Here is a 22,864-nt window from a genome sequence, read left to right as displayed (position 1 = left end):
ACTTGTGATAGCCAATGCGCTATTATTTTTACGGCTCAAATCCTGCTTGACTTAGATAAACATCACTTTCTGGAAAGATTTTAATCAATCGATTATAGACATTATTTATGACATGTGGTCCGTACCAATCTTCTAAACCAAGTTGGGCATATTTCTCCTCCATACCAAGTTTTCTTGTTCGTTTTCCACCACTGCCATCTCCCAAAAAGTAGTCATCCAAACATATTCTATTGACGAATGGTTTCAATTTCTCAGGAAAATATTCCCCACTTGGTAAAATGGGGGCTATAGCCACTTGAGTCGGGATTCCGTTGGCGGCTAATGTTTCTAATGTCTTAAAACGCGCCTGAATTGGTGGTGCATCTGGCGTAAAATGTTTGCGTATTGTTTCGGAATCTGTCTCAATCGTTATACTTACTCGAACTTTCTCTTTAAATTGCTGTAGCAAATCAATATCACGGCTTACAAGTGGGCTTCTAGTTTGCACTAAAAGGAAGTCTGGGGGATCTGCGACCATCACTTCTAGTAAGGACCTTGTCACTTTTTCTTTATGCTCGATTGGCTGATAAGGATCTGTACTTGATGACATAAAAATGGTCACATTTCCTTTAGCTTTGGCGCGCTGAAGCTCCTTTTTTAATAAATTTGCAGCACCGTTTTTTATATCAACCCAATTGCCCCATTCACCATCTCGAAAAAGTGCCACAGGCATTGCTCGTACATAACAATAGGAGCACCCAAATGAACAGCCTGTATAAGGATTTAGTGAATGCGTATATCCAGCAAGAAAGCCAGTTCCTTTATTCAGAATCGTTTTTGGATTTTTATAGAATAATTCACTTTTCATCACCGTCCCCCTCCATTCATAATTACTCGTAGCTAGTTGAAGTTCCCTTTTCTAACTCTAGGAGCTGTGTCTTCATTTCTAATCCTCCTCGATAGCCTGTTAATGAGCCATTCTTGCCAATTACCCGATGGCACGGTACAGTAATTAATACTGGATTGGCTCCAATCGCTGTGCCAACCGCGCGCACAGCTGCTGGTTTATTAATAGCATTGGCAATGTCTGAATAGGATTTCGTCTGTCCATAAGGAATGTCACAAAGTGCATTCCACACTGCTATCTGAAATGCTGTCCCTACATAATCAAATGGCATAGTAAATGTTTTTCGCTTTCCTTGAAGGTATTGAATCAATTCAACCATATAGGGTTCTAGCTTTTTATTATCTTCAATTAGTGGACTTTCTGGAAAGCGCTTCTTAGACCACTCGATTAACTCATCGAATGAGCTGTTCTGTGAACTTACATATACTAACCCTTTAGAAGTGGAAGCAATATAAAAATGCCAATCTTCAAACGTTAGTAAAGACCAATAAAGCGTTGTTTTATTGTTTGTTACCACTATCGTTTCCTCCAGTTATATGCATTTGTCGAAATTGTGCTGGTGTCAATCCTGTTTTCTTTTTAAATAACGTAATAAAATAAGGCGTATTCATCATTCCTACACAAATGGCAATATCTCCAATGGCTTTATTTGTCTGCATTAATAATTGTTTAGCCTCATGTACGCGAACTTGTTGTATATACTCAACAGGTGTTATACCCTTAATTTTTTTAAATGTGCGATGCATATGATAGGGACTCCCATGACAAATCGTGGCTAACGATTCTAGGGTTAATTTTTCTGTGTAATTTTTATCAATGTAGGCAGTAATTAATTCAACCCATTCGCTATCAGGCAATTTTTCATTCGTTGGCTTACAACGTTTACAAGGCCGAAAATTTGCGCGTAGAGCTTGTTCTGCGTTTTGAAAAATGCAGACATTTTCTTTTTTCGGGACGCGCGATTTACAAGATGGTTTACAGAATATCCCTGTTGATTTTACAGCATAGAAAAATTGATGATTATACGTTGGATCATTATTAATTATAGCTTGCCACTTTTCATCTGTTATCTGTTCCATATCATTTGAAGTTTTATCATGACACTCGTGATTGAACCTATCTAGCATTACGCTCACCTCTCTTTACACTATACTCCTTAGAAATTTCCAATGTACAATTCTTGAAATAGAATAGCAAGATATTGAAGTAGTTTTTATGTCGCATCATGAAAAATGATTCCAAGACCAAAACGTTCCCCGAAAGTAACCGTACTTACTCCGTGACGCACCTTATTTTTGTAATACCCTTTTTGACCAAGAACAACTCTATAGTTCGTAGGGAAAATAAGCGCACTGCCTTGATCTAAAGTAATAACATGTCCTCTACTTTGAGCACGAGGAATTTGTTCCACTAATAGCGATTCTCCACCGCAAAAATCTTTTTCACGTTGATTTAAGACAAAGACTACTTGAAATGGGAAAAATATATCGCCGTATAAATCTTGATGCAAACAATTAAAGCCCCCTGTTTCATACTTTAATAGTAAAGGTGTTGGTCTTGTTTGCTCATTTTCTTCACAGATGGTCAAAAAATCTTGAAGGTTGTTGGGAAACTGTGCTGTTTTTCGTAAATACCCCAACCAACGATTCGCTGTTTTAGACAATTCTACATAGAAGACCTCTCTTAAACTTTGGACAATAGCAGGTAGTGGATAGGAAAAGTATTTGTATTCCCCATTGCCAAAGCGATAGCGTTGCATATTGATTGTTGTTCTGTACGGCTCCTTCTCAAGATACAACGCTTTTAGAAATTCACATTCCGCCTTTGTTAAAATCACGGGAAGCTTTGCAAACCCTTGTGCATCTAATTCATTTTGAATGGTGTCCCAATCTAAGTTTTCTACTCGTGTTTTTATCTCTTGAACCATTGTTAAGCCCTCCTATTCGCATTCTTGATAACTAACACTATAACCGCATCAGTAGAAAAACATAAGGTGTTTAGAATGTAATAGCAAGATAACAAAATTCGTCTCGATTATGATATGGTAAAGTAAATTTTAATCGTGTATGTTCCCTAATAATCAGTTTATAGAGGAGAATGCAAAAGTGATATGGCATGAAAATAATAATGAGATAGTCATTCCATTACCTAACCATTTCGATATGAATGCAAACCTAAACTATCTATTACGAGAAAAAAATGAATGTATGTATGAGGTTGAGAATGATGTTATTACAAAGGTTATTGCGATAGGAGAAATGCGCTCCTTAGTACAGATTAGCGTAAGCCAACATAACCAAATGATTGTTCAATTCCTAAATGATTCTAGACCGAATGATAAGCGGATACGACAACAAATTGTAAAATATATTTATGAATGGTTTGACCTTGAGAACGATTTAACGCCTTTTTATGATATGGCAACTACAGACCCATTACTTGAAATGCCTGCCCGAAAATTTTATGGATTGCGTGTAGTGGGCATTCCTCATTTATTTGAAGCATTATGCTGGGGCGTTATAGGGCAACAAATTAATTTAGCGTTTGCCTATTCCTTAAAGAAGCAATTTGTAGAAAGCCTTGGCGATTATATCGAATGGAAAGGTAAAAAATATTGGGTGTTCCCAACGTACGAGCGCATTGCACAGTTAACACCTACCGACCTAGCAGATATTAAAATGACGGCAAAAAAAAGTGAATATATCATTGGTATTGCCAAATTGATGGAAAATGGTGCTTTATCGAAGGAAAAATTACTAGCAATGAACTTTAAAGATGCTGAAAAAAGCTTAATTCAAATACGAGGAATCGGACCATGGACAGCCAATTACGTGCTGATGCGCTGCCTGAGATTCCAAACAGCTTTTCCAATCGATGATGTCGGTCTGATTAATTCGATAAAAGTATTACGTAATATGACGCAAAAGCCTACAAAAGATGAAATATTAGAACTATCAGTCAACTGGAAAAATTGGGAATCATACGCTACCTTTTATTTATGGCGTGTTTTATACTGATAACGTTCTGATTATAGCTAAATGTCTTTGTCATATGTAAGTAGTAGGCATCGTTGTTATTACTGGTTTCAGACTGAAGTCAAGGTAGATTGTCTTCAATTTTTTTCCGTAATAAATCGCTGGAATCTGTGTGTTCATCCCACTTTATTAGACACCTATGTCGCTAGCTCTAGATGTCTAAGGAGGATATGTTCGAAGCTATAGTTTAGTATAATATTATAAAGAACATGTAGTGATAATGCTTGCGCTGTACTGAGTTGCCTTCCTTAAGCAATTTTAAATGACTTTCCTTTAATTTTACGGATGAAAGATGGGATGACCGATTGAACAATAAGTGGAATAAGATTGTCTACAAAGTGGGCTCTTCCTTCTATGATAGATTTTTTAATACTGGTGTTTTTTTGAAGACGAGAAAAAAGATTTTTCAAGAAGTCTCTTTTCAAAGCAAGCAGAAAATCTTATTTGTTGGGATCGGTACTGGAGCTGATTTAGCATACTTTGACCATATGAATTATGATATTACAGCAATTGATTATTCTCCTGATATGTTAGCTATCGCTAAAAGTAAATTCGAGCACTCTGCTATCCAATTTATAGAAATGGATGCGCAAACAATGACTTTTGAAGATGAATCATTTGACTATATTGTGGCGAGTTTAATTCTTTCTGTCGTGCCTGATGAACATAAATGCTTTGAAGAAATGATTCGCGTTTTAAAGCTGAATGGAAAAATACTAATTTTTGATAAATTTGCTGCTAAACATCAACGAATAACTGTAACCAAAAAGCTGTTAAGGCCCTTTATAAGCCTATTAGGTACTGATATTGGTCGAAGTTTTGAGGAAATGTTTAGCCAACAAAAACAAAGGCTTAAAATCATAAAGGATGACCCTGTTATGTTAAAAGGAATGTATAGATATATTGAAGTTATGAAAATTAAGTAACTATGACAGAAGCAATTCTCTAATTCAATTAACTTAGAAACGCCTTTGTGCATAAAAAATATGAATCTAGATGAAAGTCAGTTGCTTCCTTTCACTAAAAAACACAGGTATTTGTAAAGCTAAAAGAAAGGCACCTCCTTTGTAGCGGAAGTGCCTAGTTTAGTTATTTATAAAATTAATAGATAACAAGCTATTTATTCGTAAAGTCAATTACCATACGTCCTGTTATTTTACCTTGTTCCATCTCTTCCATAATCTCGTTAATTTCTTCGATTTTTCGCAAAGTTACTTTCGGCACTACCTTACCTTCTGCAGCAAATTGGAATGCTTCTTGTAAGTCTTGGCGTGTACCTACTAATGTACCAATCACTTGGATGCCATCCAGTACTAAACGAGGGATATCTAAATCCATTTTATCTACAGGTAAACCAACTGCTACTACTCGTGCGCCTGCTTTTACCACATCAATTGCTTGATTGAAAGGTGTTTTAGCTACAGCTGTAACCACAGTTGCATCTAAGCCTTTCCCATTTGTCAGTTCTTTCGCTTTAGCAATTGGGTCTTCATTTAATAAATTGACAATAGCATCTGCCCCTACTTCTTTAGCAAATGCTAGCTTTTCATCATTGATATCGAACGCCACTACGTTTGCACCATAAACATGTTTGGCGTATTGCACAGCTAAGTTGCCGAGACCACCAATACCAAATATCCCAATCCATTGTCCTGGACGGATATTTGACACTCTCACAGCCTTGTAAGTTGTCACACCTGCACAAGTGACAGAAGAAGCGGCGGCTGGATCTAAATTAGCTGGAACCTTAACTGCATAATCAGCTGATACAATCACTTGCTCGGCCATAGCACCATCTACTGTGTACCCTGCATTTTTAACATCGCGACAAAGTGTTTCACGCCCTGTCGTACAATATTCACAGTGTCCGCAACTCTCATACATCCAAGCAATAGATACTCGGTCACCAACTTTTAGTGACGTAACCCCTTCTGCAACTTCAATCACTTTACCAATACCTTCATGACCTAACACAATCCCTGTAACATCACCGAAATCTGCATTTTTGACATGTAGATCCGTATGACAAACACCACAAAATTCTGTTTGTACTAATGCTTCACCATGTTTTAATGGTCTTAGTTGCTTCTCCTCTACACTTACTTTTTTGTCTTTCGTTACGACTGCTGCTATCATAATTAATATGCCTCCTTAAATGTAAGAAATCATTTTAATTAACAAGCGTGCATGCACTAAAGTGTGAATTCGCTTTCATTTTATAAAGGATTTTAATTAAATTCAATTATTTTTAGTACGATTCATAAAAATTGAGTCTACCCTCATAGAAAAATACTATTATTTTAAATAATTAGAATATTTTAAAATTTAATAAATCTGTAGGATTATTTAAACAAAAATTTCGCTCAAAAGGCTTTTATAGTAATAAAACTCTAAAAAGTGAAAAAAGAAAGAGCTACAATATGCAACTCTTTCAACTTTACAACCCTACACCAAGTTACGTAATGAGGCTTCTTCATCGGCTGATGATTCGTGCTTTTTGGGTGTGTATCTAAACTTTCATTTGGATACGTATATTAGGTTTGTTTTGTATACTTATAAATCCCTGTTGCACTGAATCCTCCATTATTTGAAGAAGAACGTTAAGCTTATTCTGTCATAAGATACAAAGGATATTCCCATTGGTGTGTACATTCTTCCAACATATAAAAACCTTGTTCCTTATTCGGCATAATACGGGAGCATTGTTGTCGAGGGATTGCTCCTTTATCATTTTCATTGATTACTTCGATCCAATATTTTGATTAGCCACATGTCATAGCGTATTGTCAGTAGGTTTCCATTTACTTTAAGTGTTTGTCCATCTTTATAAACTCTTCAATAACTTCTTTGGTATTATCCTGATCAAATGAGGATTGTCCCTTGCCAAGTAAAAAAGAAAATAGCATTTTTTATCTATTTTGAAAATTTTATACTACTCAACTAGGTTATTTTGAAGTGTCTAGACTTTGTTAAAGGATAATAATAAACCATCAAATTTATTCAGATAGTAAATAAATCTTCTCTACAATATTATCAATTAATGAATCAATATCAGCATTGCCATTGTAACGAACAAACATCACGGCATTATTATGAGAAGCAAAGACTTCTTTTAAGGTTTCTTTCTCGTAAACAATCAAATTATCTAATTGGGGATGATTCATTTCAATAAAATCTTCAGAATTTTCTTCATAACCATATCTTTTGATTAAATCATCAATTAGATTTTTAGCTTTAGCTGGTACACTCAACTTATAAACCATAGTATGTATATCTGGCGAATATTCGCCTCCCCATTTGTCCCATCTTTCCCCTGGAACAATTCCATTTTCATTAGTCTCATATTGTATAGGAGCCAAAGGACTCCAATTAAATGTATAGCGATTTCCCCAATCAATATTATCGATTATATATGATTCACCTCTAGTAAAAGCGGGATTATTTTCAATATCTGCTAATCTAACAATTGGTAAATCAACATTTGACTCTGGCAATGTTTGTGTATCGTTTTTTCCAAGCTGAATAAACGGAATTGAAGCACATAATAAAAAGACTACTGTAAAACAAAAAGATATCGTTTTATTTAATGGAAAAGACTTTTTCCATTTGACTTGATGATTAATCGGTTTTCCCTCATTAAGACCTTTACGCAAAGCGCGAATGGCAAAAGCAGCTTGCAGTGAAGTAAAGTTCATATATCCGAAAAAAGTAGTTAAAGCAGTTTGGTAAATAGCCAACCCTTTAACTAAGGCTAGGGTTGGTGTTCCATCAAGAAACCAAACAGCAAACAGTGTACAAATCATAATGAGCATAGTCGCACTAGATATAATAGCATTCGTCGTTAGTTTCTTATCTAGTTCATCTAATGTTTGAGATTGCACAGTAAGATTACTGTAAAGCTCTGGTGCATTGAATTCAACAGGTGATGAAAATACATGGAACAGATAATAGCTTGTGACATAATTCCACCCCTTTTCTTCATATAGCTCAATTTGGTCTTGTGGAATTTTTTTACTTGTGGATACATCTATTCTGTACTTTATTTTTTTCGGTTCCCCTTTGATAAAATGGGCAAAGGCTCCCATCTTGGATAAATGAAGACCCTTCGCTGCCATATCTGCAAACCAAGCTTCATGTTCACCGATTCGCCAATATTGTCTGGGTCGAAGTTTTAGAACTTTTTTAGGCATGTTAACACCTTTCTCTTTATATGTAGTAAGTTTTAAATCGATTATCAACTTTTTTAAAAGATTAAAATCCCTTCAACTCATCTTTCCCCTTTTCCAAAAACGCTACCACATATTATTCGTTTTATCAAAAGATCCCTTTTTAATTAGGGGTATTTAGTAAATGACTGTCCACTGCTCTATTCATGCCATCATACTTCACGTTCAAAGCATCTATCTGTAGTGGCAATGACAAATCTTACTTACCCGTGCATATCCAACTACCACAAAACCCTTATACTTCATATATTTACTATACCCCTTATAGAAATCTTAATTCTTCTGCTTATCGTGAAAAATCCAGTCGTTAGTATTCCTTAATGAAGTAAAGAAAGCCAAACTTCTCACTTATAACACTGGGAATTTTGACTTTTGATTTCTACAATGGCGTCAGATTGTATAATAATAGTTTTTCTTAAAAGTTAATTGAATATTTCAAACTAGCTATAAACTTTTTTGATTCCTCAGCTATTTGCTCATAGTCTATACTATGGACATAATGAGATGAATCTAAATTAACTAATTGACCATTACAAGCCTTACTAATAAAGTCATTTTGAATTCCATTCCACGTTTTATTATCAAAACCTGTTCCCACACCATTGGATGAAAACAAAAGTATAGGAATGTTCGGCATTCCACCTTGTTTGACCTTCTGTGCATTTGCTTTTATATTATTTATTTCATTAATCATATCATTGGTCAATGTTCTTCGATAAAAAATTGCTTTATACAACTTTTTCTCTTTATCAGTTAAATTCCCATATTTTATCGCGTCATTCTCTGATAGATTAGGGACCCATCTGGTTAAACCAGTATTTGCAGCTAAAGCACCTAATCGAACAAGGAACATATTGATATCTAATTCTTCATATGCAGCTGGAACAGCCATATCTAAACCAATAATAGCTTTTATTTCATCAGGGTAGTCTTGCGCCCATTTCAAGGCTTCAATGCCAGACATAGAATGAGGAAATAAAATAAATGGTCCTTTAACTCCTGATTTAAAAAGAGCTTCTTTTGTTTCAGTTAGAATTGTATCAATGTCTCGATTAGTATCTGTTACTTCGCTAAATCCATAACCTGCCTTTTCAACAACTACAATTTTATATTTATCACTTAACAAGGAATAAAGCGATTTAAAGTCCAATACAGGAGAGCTAGTGCCACCACCTGACATAAAAACAAGTGTTTCTTCTCCTTTACCTTCTGTATAGACATGTATTTGATGACCATTAATTTCTAAAAGTTGCCCAGTTGGAACAAATAGTTCTTTTTCTTTTGACAATTGTAATTGATGATTTATAAAACTCACTGAAAGAATTAATACAAATAATGAAATAATAATTGAAAATAATATCAACATAATATACTTAAAACCTCTTTTAGTATTTTTTCACCTAGAATATTCTTCGGATACATAGCTTTTATAAATCATCCTCAACAGAGTTTATAACTAATCGATTTACTTTAACTTTGGATCTCTCAACACGATAAACTCTTATATAATCAATTATGCCTAATGTTAAATATTTATCGATCATGATTTTCATAATAGGCTTCATCTGCATATTGTTTATCTGTTCCTTTAAGATAAGCTAAAATTAATTTCGGCCGTTTAAGTAAAACCCAGTCTCCGTGTTTATCAAACTTTCTGCTGGAAGTAATCATACCATTTTGAATTGTTCCGTATTTTTTTCCTTTCTTTTTTCCCCACACTTTTAAGCGTTTGGCAAAATCAGCATCTTCCGCCATAAGCATTGCTTCATTAAATCCATTAATGGACTTAAAATCCTCTTTGTAGCACCAAAAAATGCCCACGGAAATGGCGCCATATTTAAAAAGTAGGGGCCCTATTAATAACATAGTTGAAACAAATATCCCTATAGACATTCTTTCGAATTTCCCTGTAACTCCTCCGCCAATATACTTTCCCGAGCTCAAGTTTTGCACTACCTTTGCAAGCATATGCTCATTCATCTGTGTATCTGCATCTATCGTTACGATGATTTCGCCCCTAGCTATTTCAACGCCTGTGTTTCTAATCTTAGAAAGGTTTTTATCATCATTGTTTATTGTGATACAATTATACGATTTCGCAATTTCTTCCGTTCTGTCTGTACAGCGATTTAGCACAACAATGATTTCAACTTGATTTTGAAGTAATTTTGACGCTCTTGCAATGGATTCTAAGCATTTTCCAATGTACTTTTCTTCATTATGAGCAGGTATGATAATAGAAATGCTTGCGTCCACTTGATTCGTATTTGTTGAAGTGTCCATCCAATCTCCCTCACCATTATATTTAATATTAGTAATCTAATTAAAAATGTATTCAAATGAAAATGTAAAAATGCCTGCTTGAACTAAAGTGCTACAATCAAAATAAAACTAGCCTGCAATCGTACGAGGCTAGTTTTATTTTAATCTATTTTACAAATATATGATATATTTTCTATTTATTGTATTCGTTTTTTAGGCTTGATTGGACAAAAATTGACCATATTTCTACTTAGTTTTTTTGCCAATTAAAGGTTAGTAGGGCTACTATCAATGCGATGCAGGCAATTGTGCCACCGATTATGGCATTTAATTCAGGAGTATATGCGTCAATGGTTATGCCCCCTATCGTGGAGCCTAATGCCATGCCTATATGGGCACCAGAATTATTTAAACTTTGATGGATATCTGATGTAGTCGATGCAGAAGAAACTATATAGCTTTGAATCGCAGGTTGTAGTGACCAACTTAGTAAACTCCATAATAATATTGCCCCAACGAACAGAACGACGGAAAATTTTAAGAACGGTATTGCAACAATCGTTAATGTAAATAAGGACAATACGGAAATAATAGTTCGTTTTGCACTAATACGATCAGTAAAATATCCACCTAGTAAACTCCCGCATATGGAGGATATACCAATGATTAAATACATTAGGCTAAGAGACTTCTCTGACAAATGTAGCGTGGACTGAAGAAATGGTGTTAAATATGCATATAAAGTCATATGTCCTGTAAAAAACACGATAGAGATTGAGTGAATAAGTAAAATCTTTCGCTCCTTTATCGCCTTTACTTGGGCTTTAAAAGGCAATTTCTTCTTGGGCTCAATTGTTCCTAATACAAATAATACTATTAACATCAGCAATAATGTCAAAATAGCAATAAAGAGAAATGGTGCCCGCCACCCTAATTCGCTGCCTAACCATAAACTAAATGGAACACCAAACACGAGGGAAGCACTAACCCCCATTAATACAAGGCCGATTGCTCTTGCTGTATAAGCCTCATCAGTTATTTGAGAAGCGATGGTGATACATAACGAAACAAGTAGCGACGCACACATGGCTGATAAAATTCTAGCGCTCATAAGAATAACATACATATCACTCAACACAATAATCATATTAGATACAAAGAAAATAAACAAAACAATGAGAAATAATCTTTTGCGCTCCATCATTGAAGTTAAAGATAATAAAATGGGGCCTGATATGGCAAAACTTAACGAAAACATGGAGATTAACATTCCTACTTTGCCATACGAAATATTTAAATCTTCCGCAATCAGTGGAAGCAACCCTCCAATCACTAATTCAACTAGACCTACTATAAAAGCAATCGTTGATAATAGGTAAATTCTTTTATCCATCATTTCACTCCTAGAAAAAAATAAAAAACAGCGCCCCCTAGTTAGGAGGCGCTGCATTAAAACATTTCTTTGTCAATTCGCTAACATGACGTCCAAAGTCATGTCGCCTTATTCGATTTTGCAATTTCAATCATAACTTTAAAAACAGAAAAATTTCAAGTTTAATCGTAAACACAGGCATAGTTTAATTTTAAGCACGAAAATAGGTAAATTTGCAATTGTCATTTCGTTACTAATTAATAGCAATTATATCAAAACATAATTTCCTAATTCTGGAGTTGTACCTAAAAAATAACCGGCGTTAACACACTAAGTACTACGGTTTCTCGATCTAATGGATTTTCCCATTGGTGAGGCTTTTCGGAAGGAAAATGAATTGACTCCCCTTCATGAAGAAGGTATTCTTCCTCATTTACTTTAAATATTAGAGTCCCTTCAATTACATAATGAAATTCTTCCCCACTATGATTAAACATTTCAGTATTATCTTTATAATGAGGAGAAAGAATAACCTTAATTGCCTCTTGTTGCCTTCCAGCAAATTCACCACTTAGTCTTACATACTGTATTGGCGAACTCTCCATCTTGAGAACTTTTTGTTCCTCCGTTTTGACAGCATAGTTGTGCGGGTGCTGATTTTCAAAAAAGAAAGTCATGTTTACTCCAAAGGCATCTGCAATTTTCTTTAATGATGTAATGGCTAAAGAGGAAGCTCCTCTTTCAATTTGTGAAAGAAAACTTACTGACAGCCCTGTCTTCTCACTTAAATCTTTTAATGTTAATCCATGCTTTACACGTAAATCTTTGATTTTTGTACAGACCTCATCCATATAAATATTCCTTTCAAAATGCATTCCACATGTCCTTAAAATTTATTTAATAATATCATAATTGTTTGTAATAGATAAATAACTTTGGAAAATTTATAAAATTTCACTTTACTTGATTAAGCAATAAATGGAGAATAAACATACCACAAATGATAGCTAACTCCAAGGAGTTCTCTTAAATTCACTCCAGTATATTGAACAAAAATAGGTTACTGAGCTCCAAATAAAACTAAGCCCAGTAACCTTTCTGGATTGCAATGGAGAAATCAAACTGTAAACTGATCAGGTGCCAGGTTCTTTTTTATCTTCATGGCGATAACATATATGATAATTGATGCTACAAGCGATTGAACTGCGGGAAGACCCCATGGAGCAACATATTGTGTTAGATAACCAACAATAATTCCAGCCACCATAGCGATAGTCGCTATCCAATTCCAACCTCCGTGATCCACCCATCCCTGCTTACGAATAAAGAAGAAATCTGCCATCATAACGCCAGCGATTGCAGGATACAGTAAAGCAGTCAAGTAAAGAAAATCCATAAAATAATCGAGGATGCCCATTAGTGCAACAATAATAGCCAAAATCGTACCGAGTAATGTTAGGAGAGCCCGACCTTTCCCAGAGTTCACATTAAAAATATTCGCTAATGCCAAGCCCATACTATAGTTGTTGACAAGTTGAGATGTCCATGTTGCAAACCACAGTATGAGGAACCCCCATACTGGGAAACCCATTCCCATCATAACATTTACAATATCTGCATCTCCAACACCTACAGCCATTATTGCACCGACAATGAAAAGTGGTAAACCAACGAGTATAATACCACTTGGAATAATAAGGTTATCTTTCCAAGATGATTTTGCATAGCGTGTATAGTCCGAAGCAATGACCCATTGGGAAACATTCGCTCCAATTACTAAACTTATTGCGGCCCATATCGTCATCGTTGGTTCGGGCTGCCAGGAAGTGATCGTTTCCCAACCAGTATTTCTTAACGCATAGTAAATTCCTCCAGCAATTAAAATAAGACCGGCTGGAACTGCAATGTAATCTGTCCATTTCATCGAGCTGTATCCGATAATGGATGGCAGTGCAAAGAGTAACCCGCAGACGACCGTTACGATTGCCCACCCCATCCAATTATTTTTATAATCAATACCGAACATGGCTGAAATCGCGTTTCCTGCAACGGCTGTCTGTAATGCCCACCATCCGAGTGAAACAATGAAAATGGTGAACCCAACTATCACTTTCGCTTGAACAGCACCAAAACTCGAACGGGCGATGACTGAGGAAGAGCGCCCAGTTTTAGCGCCGATATATCCTTGCAAAGTATTGCCAATCCACTGAAAACCAAATAAAGCAATGATTAGGATGATAAGTATTTTGGATAATCCGAAACTTCCAGTCAATGCCGCCCCAATCATTAGAACAGGAATTGTGAATTCAAGTCCTCCAAAAATCATTGTAGGGGTAATCCAATGTTGGCGTGAGGATTCTGGAATGGAATCTAAAGCTTGATCTTGATTCATGAAACCATTTGAACTAATGTTCTTTTTAATTCCTACAGTATCTGTTTGTACCATTCTTTTCACATCCTTTTTTTATTAAAAAGAGAATAGAATTATAGACAACATACTATACTACGGCTTTTATACTTATTTAGCTTTTCACCAATGCGAATACTAATTCACATGTGCTATCGCCTTTATTCACACACCAATGTTGCTCGCCTGCTGGGATATATGATGCTTCTCCCGCATTAACTTTGAATAACTTGCCACCACTTTCGCCAGTTAAAGCCCCTTTAATGATAAAAGAATATTCATGCTCCTCATGAGAAGTAGTTCCTTCTAGTGGAAGACGTTCCCCTACAGGAACTGAGACAAAGCCGAACCTTACTTCGGCACCTTGAAACTTATCATGAAAAATCGTTTGTACAATTTCTTCAGTGATAATTGATTCTTTGATTTTCATCTATTTACCTCCAAATTAAGATAATCTACCGGGTAATTCCATAAATTCAAATGTTACTGGATTCACTTCAACTAAAAAATGTTCTCTTGCTTCTTCTCCAGTGAAATAGCCGTTCTTTACATCTTTTGCAACTTGAGCTGCTGGCCGTTTTAATGGGTTTCCGTAGCCTCCACCTGTTCCTGTCATTAGGCGTACAACATCATTCTTTTGAAGTTTGTAACGCGCATAAACACCGAATGGTCCATCAACTTCACCGTTTGCTTTATGAACAAAGAACTCATTTGGAGAACCTTCTTTACCATCATTCATGCCCCATGGATAAAATTTATTTCGACCATAGGTAACGGTAACAGCTTGGCCATCTGATAAAGCACGATAAGCCCGGATAACCCCTTTACCTCCTATAAATTCACCAGCACCTGCACCATTGCCATCTTCACGTAGACTATATTCGTCAATTAGAACACCATAGCGAGTTTCGGCTACTTCAACAGGGACGTTATACGTTTCACCATCAGCCATACAGAACTGACCTGAAGCACCGTCTTGTCCGATAGCACCACCCCAGCCTCCAACAGAAGGTTCAACAATTAGAAATGGTTCTTCAGTGTCTTGATGATTACCCGACAATGTCACGGCGCATACTGATAAATGGTGTCCTGCAGTTAATCGATTTGGTAAATGAGATGCTAACGCTTTCCAAACTAAATCTAAGCTGCCTAAAAGTGTTTCAAAATAATTAGAAACAGGAACCGGACGCTCAGCTGACATAATGGATTTTGGATCAACAATTACCTTAAGTGGTCTAAATACCCCATCATTAACGTCTTGTTCAGGGTTTGTAATCGCTAGGAAAATCACTCGTACGGCTGACATGAGTCCTGTATAGGAACAATTCATCGGACCTGGAACTTGCGGATGACTTCCACGAAAATCACAAATAAATTCATCATCCGTAATGGTCACTTTTACTTTAATTTTGAAAGGTCCATTGCCTATTCCGTCTGTATCAATGTAATCTTCTGCTTCAAAAATCCCCTTTGGCAATTTTTTGATTTCTTGACGGGAAATCGTTTCACCATGACCTAATAAGTAATCGATAGCTGCTAAAATCGTTTCTTTACTGTGTTTTGCACAAAGTTCTTTTAACCTACGTTCACCTGTACGCAATGCTGCAACTTGTGCCCACATATCTCCTAATGAAAGATCAGGAAAACGAACATTAGCACGAATAATTTCAACAATACCTTCGTTTAGACGATCTTCTTCAAATAATTTAATACAATTAAATTGAAGACCTTCTTGAAAAATATCAACAGCATCGTTTGTAAATGAACCAGGATCCTTCCCGCCAACTTCTGTCCAGTGTGCTTTGTTAGCAGAAAAAGCAATTAGCTCACCTGCATAGAAAATCGGCATAACAAGCCCTACATCAGAAAGATGAGAACCCCCTCCGTTATAAGGATCATTGATGATAATTACATCCCCAGGTTTTAGCTTATTTCCAGGATATTTTTTAAGCGTTTCTTTTACCATAAAAGTCAGCATCCCAATAAATCCTGTTACACCGTTTCCTTGAGTAAGAAGGTTTCCTTCAGCGTCAGTTAAACCACTTGCATAATCGAGTACTTCATAAATAATAGGACTCATTGATGTGCGAGCTAGTGCGACGAACATTTCGTCCCCTGCTGCTAAAAGAGAATCTTTAACAATTTCTAATGTAAACGGATCTATTTTTAGAGAAGTTGTCATATTACTTTTCCTCCATTTCGATAATAATGTTTCCGAACTCATCCAAATATAATTGTTGCCCTTCATAAATAACCGTCACTGCAGCTTTTTCTTCAATTACTGCGGGTCCGAAAATTACTTCATTTGGCGGAAGCTTGTTACGATCGTAGACCGGGGTATTAATCCATCCTTTGTGCTCGTAGTATATATTTCGGTTTGCTTTTTTCGCTTCTTCTAATGAACTTGAGCGGGGAATTTTCCCAATTATAGGCTTAGGTACTTTGCCAAAAGCTGTTACATGGATATTGACAATTTCAGTAGGTGAATCTTCTAGTTTAAATGTATAGTTTTTTTCGTGTAAATAATGGAATTTATTGATAATAGCTTGTTTATCTTCCTCAGTCCATTTACCGTTTGGAACCGGTACTTTCACTGTATGCTCTTGCCCTAAATAACGCATATCTGCAAAGCGATGGAACTCGACTTTATCAGTCGTCATTCCTTCATCCTTGAAATGAGCAAGTGCATATTTCTCGATTTCTTCCCACTGTGCAGACATTTCATCGAGAGAAAGTTCATTCATCCGTTGAATATATGTTTGAATGTAATCATGACGTAAGTCTGTCATAAGCATTCCCCAAGCTGAAAATACAGGTGATGCAATCGGTACAACCACTTTTTTAACCCCGAGTTCAAGTGCAAGTGCTGGAGCGTGCATCGAGCCTCCTCCACCGAATGCTAATAAAGTAAAGTCTTGCGGATTGTGTCCTTTACGAATTGAGATCAGCTTTAATGCATTTAACATATTGGAGTTTGCGATTCTGATGATACCAAGTGCTGCTTCTTCGGCAGTAATTCCAAAATGGTCACCAACTTTTTTCTGAATTATTTTTTTAACATTATTCATGTCTACATCGTAATCGAAATTTTCAGGAGACAACCGACCTGTCAGTAGATTTGCGTCTGTTGTTGTAGGCTCAATACCACCTAAACCGTAAGCTACTGGCCCAGGCATAGCTCCTGCAGATTTCGGTCCCACCTTCAATGAACCTGCGTTGTCAATCCAAGCGATGGAACCGCCCCCGTTCCCTATTTCAACAATATCGACAACAGGCGCTTTAATTGGATATCCTGCATTGCGGCTATCTCTCTCAATATAGTAATCTGTGGATACTTTCACTTCGCCATTTTCAATAAGTGAACATTTAGCTGTTGTTCCTCCAATATCAAATGCAATAATGTTTTTTTCACCAATTAACTCACCTAAAACAGCTGCACCAAAAATACCAGCAACCGGTCCTGATTCAACCATGTGAATAGGTGCTTCTTTGGCATTTTTAAACCGTGTCGTTCCTCCATTTGATTGCATAATGAAACGATGGTCGGTATTTAATTGCTCACGTAATTCCTTATCTAATTTATCAATGTATGTTGTAGCAATAGGTTGGACATATGCGTTTAGAACAGCTGTATTAGTTCTCTCGTACTCTCGCCATTCTTTTGTAATGTCACTTGATGCCGTTACAAATACTTCTGGCCAAAGTTCTTTAATAATTTTCACTGTTTCTCTTTCATGAGATGAATTGACATATGAGTGCATATAGGACACTGCTATTGCCTCCACGCCCTCTTTTTTAAAATACCTCACACATTCTTCGATATCTTCACGACATAAAGGTGAAAGTACTTCACCTTTATAGTTAAGACGTTCATTTACTTCGAGCCTTAAATGGCGTTCAACAAATGGCTCAGGCTTTTTATACCGCACGTTGAACAGATCTGGTCTGTTTCCCCTTGCAATTTCTAAAACATCTCGGAACCCCTTCGTTGTAATCAGCCCCATTTTGGCTCCTTTTCGTTCAGTCAATGCATTAATAATAACTGTCGTTCCGTGAATAAATATAGATAGCTGTTCATGTTTTAGACCAGCCTTCTCAATAACGTCCATGACTCCCTTTTCAAAAAATGGTGGCGTTGTATTACTCTTAGAAATCCCAACATAACCCTTATCATCAACGTATACAAGATCTGTAAAAGTACCTCCGATATCTGTCGCTACTCTCATTTGACTACACTCCTCTTTTGGATTTTCAAATTGCTAAAGTTGTAACACGAATGTAACTGTTTCTTAAGAAATAGAATTACTCCATTTAAACTATATCAATAGGTAAAGTTAAGTAATGGAGTTATGTCTACTATGAATTATGCAAAGACTTCAATAATTACAGTAACACTGTAATTATTATGAATATAACATAAATTTTTTTTGAATGGAATGAAAATTTAAAATTATTAATTAATTTAGGGGATTTTTTAGTTGATAGTTATAATCAACTGAAAATAAAAAACCTAGCAAATTATGCTAGGTTAGAGTGTTAACAAAGACATCAAACGTCTACTCTTAATGTCATATCTGGTTATAAAAATAAAAAGGACTTTAGATTAACAGGAAATTTCTCCAAGTATGTTTGTAGTATGTGCCAAGCAAATTATGCTAGGCATTTGCCCAATTACTTATCTTCTTCAAGTAATATTACATTTGCCGAATTATTGAAGTACATTCTAATTCTTTTGCTGTAATTTTTTCGATTATAAAAGTATCTTGGCAAGGCGGTTAATGCCTTCTTCAATTGCGCCCTCATCCATTTTAGCAAATCCCAGTACCCATCCTTTTCGATTCGTTTCTAAACAATACTTACTAAGTGGATAAACGCGAATTCCTTGTTCGAGCGCTAGGTTTGTCATGGCTTCTTCATCAAACGATTCTTCAGCTTCAAGAAGCATATGCAAGCCTGTTTCAATGCCACTTAGTTTAAAACGTTCAGCTAGTCCAGTTGCCATGATGGCCTTGGTCATCGCTTCATGTCTGCGTCGATAAACATTTCTTGCTCTCCTCATATGACGCATAAAATGACCGTGCTCAATAAAATGGGTAAGCGTTAGTTGTTCCATTATCGGCAGATGTCGATAGGTTAGGGCTTGTACTTGAGCAAGCTGACGAATGGCATCCTTTGGCCCAATAACTGCCGAAATGCGTATGCCAGGCGCCACCATTTTGGAAAAACTCATCATATACAATGTGTTCTGTGGTTGTTGGCTGAACAAAGTAGGAAGTGGGCCACCACGGTACCTAAATTCGCCATCATAATCATCTTCTACTATCCAAAATTGATCTTGCGCTGACTTTTGGAGCAATTGTTGTCTACGTGGTTCAGACATAATAACACCAACTGCACATTGGTGAGAAGGCGTAACAAAAATAAGCTTGCTTTGTGGATGAATACGATTTACTTGTATTCCATACTCATCAACCGGTACGGAAACGACATTCATTCGCCGATATTGCATGGTCGTCCAGGCAGCGGGGAATCCAGGATCTTCAACAGAAACCGTTTCTCCTTCAGTTAACAGGGCTTGCGCAATAAGATCAATGCTATGTTGTGCACCAGAAGTTAAAATGATTTGGTCAATATCTACATGAACACCTCTTTCAAATGTTAGATAACGTTGAATCTGTTCACGGAGCGGAGTAAAACCATAGGGGTTGCCATAACCCCAAGTGGTCAATTCTGCTTCGGATGAAGCTTGTAAAAAAGATTGTCTCCAATTTTTTTTGAAATGTTCGTCCAAATAAGGCTCATGAGGACAAAAATCGATTTCTACGTTTCGATTTTCTGCGTCTCCAAACCAACTGTTTAATTCATCAACTGCCGCGTTTAATAAAGGTAATGCTGGCGTAGATGGTCCATGAGGAGTAGTTTCTTCTGCCGAGTTGGCTTTCAATCCCCATTCACTTACCCTTGTTCCACCACGCCAATTAGTAACGGTATATCCTCGACTAAATAATTCCTCATAAACAATTTGTATTGTTGAGCGTGAAACGCCGACTAATAAGGCAAGCTCTCGAGATGGAGGAAGTAATTCACCTGGTGGCCATTTTCCTGTTGTTATATGGTGGATAGCCTGATCAAGCAACTGCTGCCAAATAGGAATTTTATCTTCTCGGTTTATTTTTAACATTTTCATTCACTTCCAGTTAAATGATGCGAAAATTAATACAGTTCATCATCATTATAGTTGTTATGACGCACCCATTATTTAAGATGGTTAAAATATTTTCTAAAGAAACGATGACATTCGTTGAAAAGCTACATCTGCAGCATTAATTGTTTCATCAATATCATGTATTGAATGAGCAGTCGATAAAAAGATGCTTTCATATTGCGATGGGGGTAAAAGTATCCCTTGTTTCAGCATTTCGACATAGAAACGTCGAAACATCTCTGAGTCTATTTTGCGTGCATCATCAAAATTTTGTAAAGGATTATCAGTAAAGGACAACCCAATCATTGTCCCAGCTTTAGACGTCATCAGCGTTATATTAGATTTACGGGCTACTGTTGTTAATCCTTGAATTAGTCTGTCTGATAGCTCTTCAATATAGTTGTAACTATCAGAGGTTAATTTATTTATTGTAGTATATCCGGCTACCATCGCGATTGGATTACCCGATAAAGTACCAGCTTGATAAATATTTCCTTCCGGTGCAATTAGATTCATAATCTCTTTTTTGCCACCATATGCGCCAACAGGCATTCCTCCACCGATTATCTTCCCTAAGCATGTTAAGTCAGGTTGAATGTTATAAAGCCCTTGAGCAGAGTGATAATCGATACGAAAACCAGTCATTACCTCATCAAGAATAAATAGCGCCCCATATTTTGTAGTGAACAAACGTATTGTCTGTAGAAATTCGGGGGTAGCAGGTATGCCAGCCATATTACCAGCAAATGGTTCTACAATCACTGCTGCGATTTCTGAACCAAATGTATGAAATACACTATAAAGTGCTTCAATATCGTTATACGGAATGGATAAAGTGTTTTTTGTGATTTCTAACGGTACACCTGGACAATCTGGAAGGCCTAATGTTGCTATGCCTGAACCAGCTTTTACTAATAGATGGTCACTGTGTCCGTGATAGTTTCCTTCAAATTTAACAATTATGTTTTTGCCTGTAAAACCTCTAGCTAGCCGAATGGCACTCATTGTTGCCTCTGTACCAGAGTTAACCATTCTAATCTTCTCTATTGAGGGAATCCGAGTAGTGATTAATTGTGCTAGTTTATTTTCTTGCAAAGTGGGCAATCCAAAACTTGTCCCCTTTTTTATTGCTTCGAGTAATGCACTCGCAACATCTTTATCTGCATGTCCATGAATTAATGGTCCCCAAGAAAGGATATAATCTATAAACCTATTCCCATCAATATCATATATTTCCGATCCGATTCCATGACTAATAAAAATCGGATCGATTCCAACTGATTTAAATGCTCTTACTGGACTGTTTACACCACCAGGCATTAGTTGTTTTGCTATTTCGAATGCTTCTGTCGATTGCTGTGTATTGATTTTAAAAACCACCTTTCTTTTCGATAAAAAATATCAGCTATATTTACATATAAAGGAAAAATAGTGTCTTTTTCAATTTGTCTCTTCCCTTTTTGAACGCTCTTAGCATAACGAATAACGGACTGTAATAAAACATCCAAAAACACAATTTTCACCAGTCCATAAATGTTGATCATTCACTACTTCGTATGATTGTATTTCATGAATAGCACTGCTCGTTTTCGTTAAATCAAAAAGACCACTTACCTATGGGATATAGGAAGTGGCGTTTAAATGGATTATTTAATATAGTGTATGAAACATGTTTTTAACTTTTAAACATTTTCCCTACTTCAATTGGATTTTCTTTCGCGGTCATTTGTTGTGGATCAATCCGATAAACTTGAACTGGACCACCGAAAACGGCTGATCGATATTTGTCTACATGTTGCTCAGATAAAGGACGATTATAATAACCAGGTACATATTTATTTAGCATCTCTTGCAACATATGTGTAGCTTCATCCAAATCTGTGATGGGTTGAGCCTTCCCAAAAACGATAACACTCATATACGCAGTGTCCGTCTTTGCGGGCACTGGATCAGTAATCGTTCCATATTCTTCACATACTGTAAAGCAGACTTCCTGATTTTCATCCATAACTTGATTGCGTCTTCCGCCAGTAGCTCCGTGGAAATACAGCAGCCCATTTGTCCAAACAAAATTAAGTGGAACAACATAAGGCAAATGACCGTCAGCCATTCCCAGATACCCAATTCGAGCTTGCTTCAAAAATATATCAATTTTGTTTTGATCTAATACTTCTCTTACTTTGTAACGTACCTCAACCATTGATATCCCTCCTACTTGTAGTATTATGTAATCTTATCAACGTTTGGATGGAATAAAAACGTCCAAAATTATAGTGATTAAACAATCCAATTTGACGAATGTAGAAGGTCATTGCAACAACTATCCATTGGATAAGGGAATAATAAAAGGCAGAAATCAAAGTGGATTTCTGCCTTTCCATATGTTTTTATAGATTTAGTAAAGAAGACATGCCTCTATCTACATCCTAACAAAAAATGAAATATAAGTCTATTTATTTTAGATAGTGCGT

At 36.3% G+C, this 22,864-nt stretch carries 19 protein-coding genes; 2 read left to right on the top strand and 17 right to left on the bottom strand.

Annotation, left to right across the window (positions count from 1 at the left end):
• Window positions 1-28: 28 nt before the first annotated feature.
• The 4 genes from C9J37_RS10515 to C9J37_RS10500 all read right to left on the bottom strand — a co-directional run bounded on the left by C9J37_RS10515 (window position 29) and on the right by C9J37_RS10500 (window position 2,813).
• Complete coding sequence (locus C9J37_RS10515) at window positions 29-847, bottom strand: SPL family radical SAM protein (RefSeq protein ID WP_107895300.1); 819 nt, start codon at window positions 845-847, stop codon at window positions 29-31.
• Window positions 848-869: 22 nt separating this feature from the next.
• Complete coding sequence (locus tag C9J37_RS10510; protein ID WP_107895299.1) at window positions 870-1,403, bottom strand: methylated-DNA--[protein]-cysteine S-methyltransferase; 534 nt, start codon at window positions 1,401-1,403, stop codon at window positions 870-872.
• Window positions 1,387-2,013, bottom strand: a complete 627-nt coding sequence (locus C9J37_RS10505) for a bifunctional transcriptional activator/DNA repair enzyme AdaA (protein WP_107895298.1) — start codon at window positions 2,011-2,013, stop codon at window positions 1,387-1,389. The genes C9J37_RS10510 and C9J37_RS10505 overlap by 17 nt, the downstream gene beginning before the upstream one ends.
• 86 nt (window positions 2,014-2,099) lie before the next feature.
• Complete coding sequence (locus tag C9J37_RS10500) at window positions 2,100-2,813, bottom strand: 2OG-Fe(II) oxygenase (protein ID WP_069512614.1); 714 nt, start codon at window positions 2,811-2,813, stop codon at window positions 2,100-2,102.
• Between the two features lie 178 nt (window positions 2,814-2,991).
• Between C9J37_RS10500 and C9J37_RS10495 the strand changes: the two genes are divergently transcribed.
• Both C9J37_RS10495 and C9J37_RS10490 read left to right on the top strand, forming a co-directional pair.
• The gene (locus C9J37_RS10495) at window positions 2,992-3,903 is read left to right on the top strand and encodes a DNA-3-methyladenine glycosylase family protein (protein ID WP_107895297.1); all 912 of its coding nucleotides are present in this window, start codon (window positions 2,992-2,994) and stop codon (window positions 3,901-3,903) included.
• A gap of 323 nt (window positions 3,904-4,226) precedes the next feature.
• The gene (locus C9J37_RS10490; protein ID WP_107895296.1) at window positions 4,227-4,847 is read left to right on the top strand and encodes a class I SAM-dependent methyltransferase; all 621 of its coding nucleotides are present in this window, start codon (window positions 4,227-4,229) and stop codon (window positions 4,845-4,847) included.
• A 190-nt stretch (window positions 4,848-5,037) separates the two neighbouring features.
• Here the strand turns inward: C9J37_RS10490 and adhP are convergent, their stop codons facing one another.
• From adhP to C9J37_RS10425, 13 genes are all read right to left on the bottom strand, one after another.
• Window positions 5,038-6,057, bottom strand: a complete 1,020-nt coding sequence (gene adhP / locus C9J37_RS10485) for an alcohol dehydrogenase AdhP (protein ID WP_107895295.1) — start codon at window positions 6,055-6,057, stop codon at window positions 5,038-5,040.
• 860 nt (window positions 6,058-6,917) lie between these two features.
• A complete protein-coding gene (locus C9J37_RS10480; RefSeq protein ID WP_107895294.1) occupies window positions 6,918-8,111 on the bottom strand; it encodes a DUF2812 domain-containing protein in 1,194 nt (397 codons plus the stop codon).
• 451 nt (window positions 8,112-8,562) lie between these two features.
• A complete protein-coding gene (locus C9J37_RS10475; protein WP_107895293.1) occupies window positions 8,563-9,513 on the bottom strand; it encodes an alpha/beta fold hydrolase in 951 nt (316 codons plus the stop codon).
• A gap of 167 nt (window positions 9,514-9,680) precedes the next feature.
• The gene (locus C9J37_RS10470) at window positions 9,681-10,430 is read right to left on the bottom strand and encodes a glycosyltransferase (RefSeq protein WP_107895292.1); all 750 of its coding nucleotides are present in this window, start codon (window positions 10,428-10,430) and stop codon (window positions 9,681-9,683) included.
• A gap of 229 nt (window positions 10,431-10,659) precedes the next feature.
• The gene (locus C9J37_RS10465) at window positions 10,660-11,802 is read right to left on the bottom strand and encodes an MFS transporter (protein WP_107895291.1); all 1,143 of its coding nucleotides are present in this window, start codon (window positions 11,800-11,802) and stop codon (window positions 10,660-10,662) included.
• 284 nt (window positions 11,803-12,086) lie between these two features.
• Window positions 12,087-12,656 carry a type II toxin-antitoxin system RelB family anti-toxin gene (locus C9J37_RS10460; RefSeq protein ID WP_327440776.1) on the bottom strand — a complete coding sequence of 190 codons (570 nt, stop codon included), beginning with the start codon at window positions 12,654-12,656 and terminating at the stop codon, window positions 12,087-12,089.
• A gap of 242 nt (window positions 12,657-12,898) precedes the next feature.
• Entirely contained in the window at window positions 12,899-14,227 is a 1,329-nt protein-coding gene (locus C9J37_RS10455; protein WP_107895289.1) for a purine-cytosine permease family protein, read from the bottom strand.
• A 76-nt stretch (window positions 14,228-14,303) separates the two neighbouring features.
• Window positions 14,304-14,618: a cupin domain-containing protein gene (locus C9J37_RS10450; protein ID WP_107895288.1), complete on the bottom strand. Its 315-nt coding sequence runs from the start codon at window positions 14,616-14,618 to the stop codon at window positions 14,304-14,306.
• Between the two features lie 15 nt (window positions 14,619-14,633).
• On the bottom strand, window positions 14,634-16,370 hold the full coding sequence (locus C9J37_RS10445) for a hydantoinase B/oxoprolinase family protein (protein ID WP_107895287.1): 1,737 nt from the start codon (window positions 16,368-16,370) through the stop codon (window positions 14,634-14,636).
• A gap of 1 nt (window position 16,371) precedes the next feature.
• Window positions 16,372-18,414 carry a hydantoinase/oxoprolinase family protein gene (locus tag C9J37_RS10440; RefSeq protein WP_107895286.1) on the bottom strand — a complete coding sequence of 681 codons (2,043 nt, stop codon included), beginning with the start codon at window positions 18,412-18,414 and terminating at the stop codon, window positions 16,372-16,374.
• Between the two features lie 524 nt (window positions 18,415-18,938).
• Entirely contained in the window at window positions 18,939-20,369 is a 1,431-nt protein-coding gene (gene pdxR / locus C9J37_RS10435) for a MocR-like pyridoxine biosynthesis transcription factor PdxR (protein ID WP_107895285.1), read from the bottom strand.
• 99 nt (window positions 20,370-20,468) lie between these two features.
• Window positions 20,469-21,761, bottom strand: a complete 1,293-nt coding sequence (gene hemL / locus C9J37_RS10430; protein ID WP_201262159.1) for a glutamate-1-semialdehyde 2,1-aminomutase — start codon at window positions 21,759-21,761, stop codon at window positions 20,469-20,471.
• Window positions 21,762-22,068: 307 nt separating this feature from the next.
• Window positions 22,069-22,593, bottom strand: coding sequence for a pyridoxamine 5'-phosphate oxidase family protein (locus C9J37_RS10425; protein WP_038509643.1), 525 nt, complete (start codon window positions 22,591-22,593; stop codon window positions 22,069-22,071).
• Window positions 22,594-22,864 lie beyond the last annotated feature (271 nt).

It is taken from the genome of Lysinibacillus mangiferihumi, assembly GCF_003049665.1.
Taxonomy (GTDB): domain Bacteria; phylum Bacillota; class Bacilli; order Bacillales_A; family Planococcaceae; genus Lysinibacillus; species Lysinibacillus mangiferihumi.
The sequence above is the reverse complement of the archived record's forward strand: the minus strand, read 5'-3'. Positions and strand labels throughout refer to the sequence as shown.

Excerpts from the sequence above, each read along its gene's own strand:
- C9J37_RS10505 (WP_107895298.1), bottom strand. The coding sequence starts at position 2,013 with ATGCTAGATAGGTTCAATCACGAGTGTCATGATAAAACTTCAAATGAT.
- C9J37_RS10480 (WP_107895294.1), bottom strand. The coding sequence starts at position 8,111 with ATGCCTAAAAAAGTTCTAAAACTTCGACCCAGACAATATTGGCGAATC.
- C9J37_RS10455 (WP_107895289.1), bottom strand. The coding sequence starts at position 14,227 with ATGGTACAAACAGATACTGTAGGAATTAAAAAGAACATTAGTTCAAAT.
- C9J37_RS10440 (WP_107895286.1), bottom strand. The coding sequence starts at position 18,414 with ATGAGAGTAGCGACAGATATCGGAGGTACTTTTACAGATCTTGTATAC.
- C9J37_RS10470 (WP_107895292.1), bottom strand. The coding sequence starts at position 10,430 with ATGGACACTTCAACAAATACGAATCAAGTGGACGCAAGCATTTCTATT.
- C9J37_RS10465 (WP_107895291.1), bottom strand. The coding sequence starts at position 11,802 with ATGGATAAAAGAATTTACCTATTATCAACGATTGCTTTTATAGTAGGT.
- C9J37_RS10445 (WP_107895287.1), bottom strand. The coding sequence starts at position 16,370 with ATGACAACTTCTCTAAAAATAGATCCGTTTACATTAGAAATTGTTAAA.
- pdxR (WP_107895285.1), bottom strand. The coding sequence starts at position 20,369 with ATGTTAAAAATAAACCGAGAAGATAAAATTCCTATTTGGCAGCAGTTG.
- C9J37_RS10460 (WP_327440776.1), bottom strand. The coding sequence starts at position 12,656 with ATGCATTTTGAAAGGAATATTTATATGGATGAGGTCTGTACAAAAATC.
- C9J37_RS10500 (WP_069512614.1), bottom strand. The coding sequence starts at position 2,813 with ATGGTTCAAGAGATAAAAACACGAGTAGAAAACTTAGATTGGGACACC.
- C9J37_RS10425 (WP_038509643.1), bottom strand. The coding sequence starts at position 22,593 with ATGGTTGAGGTACGTTACAAAGTAAGAGAAGTATTAGATCAAAACAAA.
- adhP (WP_107895295.1), bottom strand. The coding sequence starts at position 6,057 with ATGATAGCAGCAGTCGTAACGAAAGACAAAAAAGTAAGTGTAGAGGAG.
- C9J37_RS10475 (WP_107895293.1), bottom strand. The coding sequence starts at position 9,513 with ATGTTGATATTATTTTCAATTATTATTTCATTATTTGTATTAATTCTT.
- C9J37_RS10515 (WP_107895300.1), bottom strand. The coding sequence starts at position 847 with ATGAAAAGTGAATTATTCTATAAAAATCCAAAAACGATTCTGAATAAA.
- C9J37_RS10450 (WP_107895288.1), bottom strand. The coding sequence starts at position 14,618 with ATGAAAATCAAAGAATCAATTATCACTGAAGAAATTGTACAAACGATT.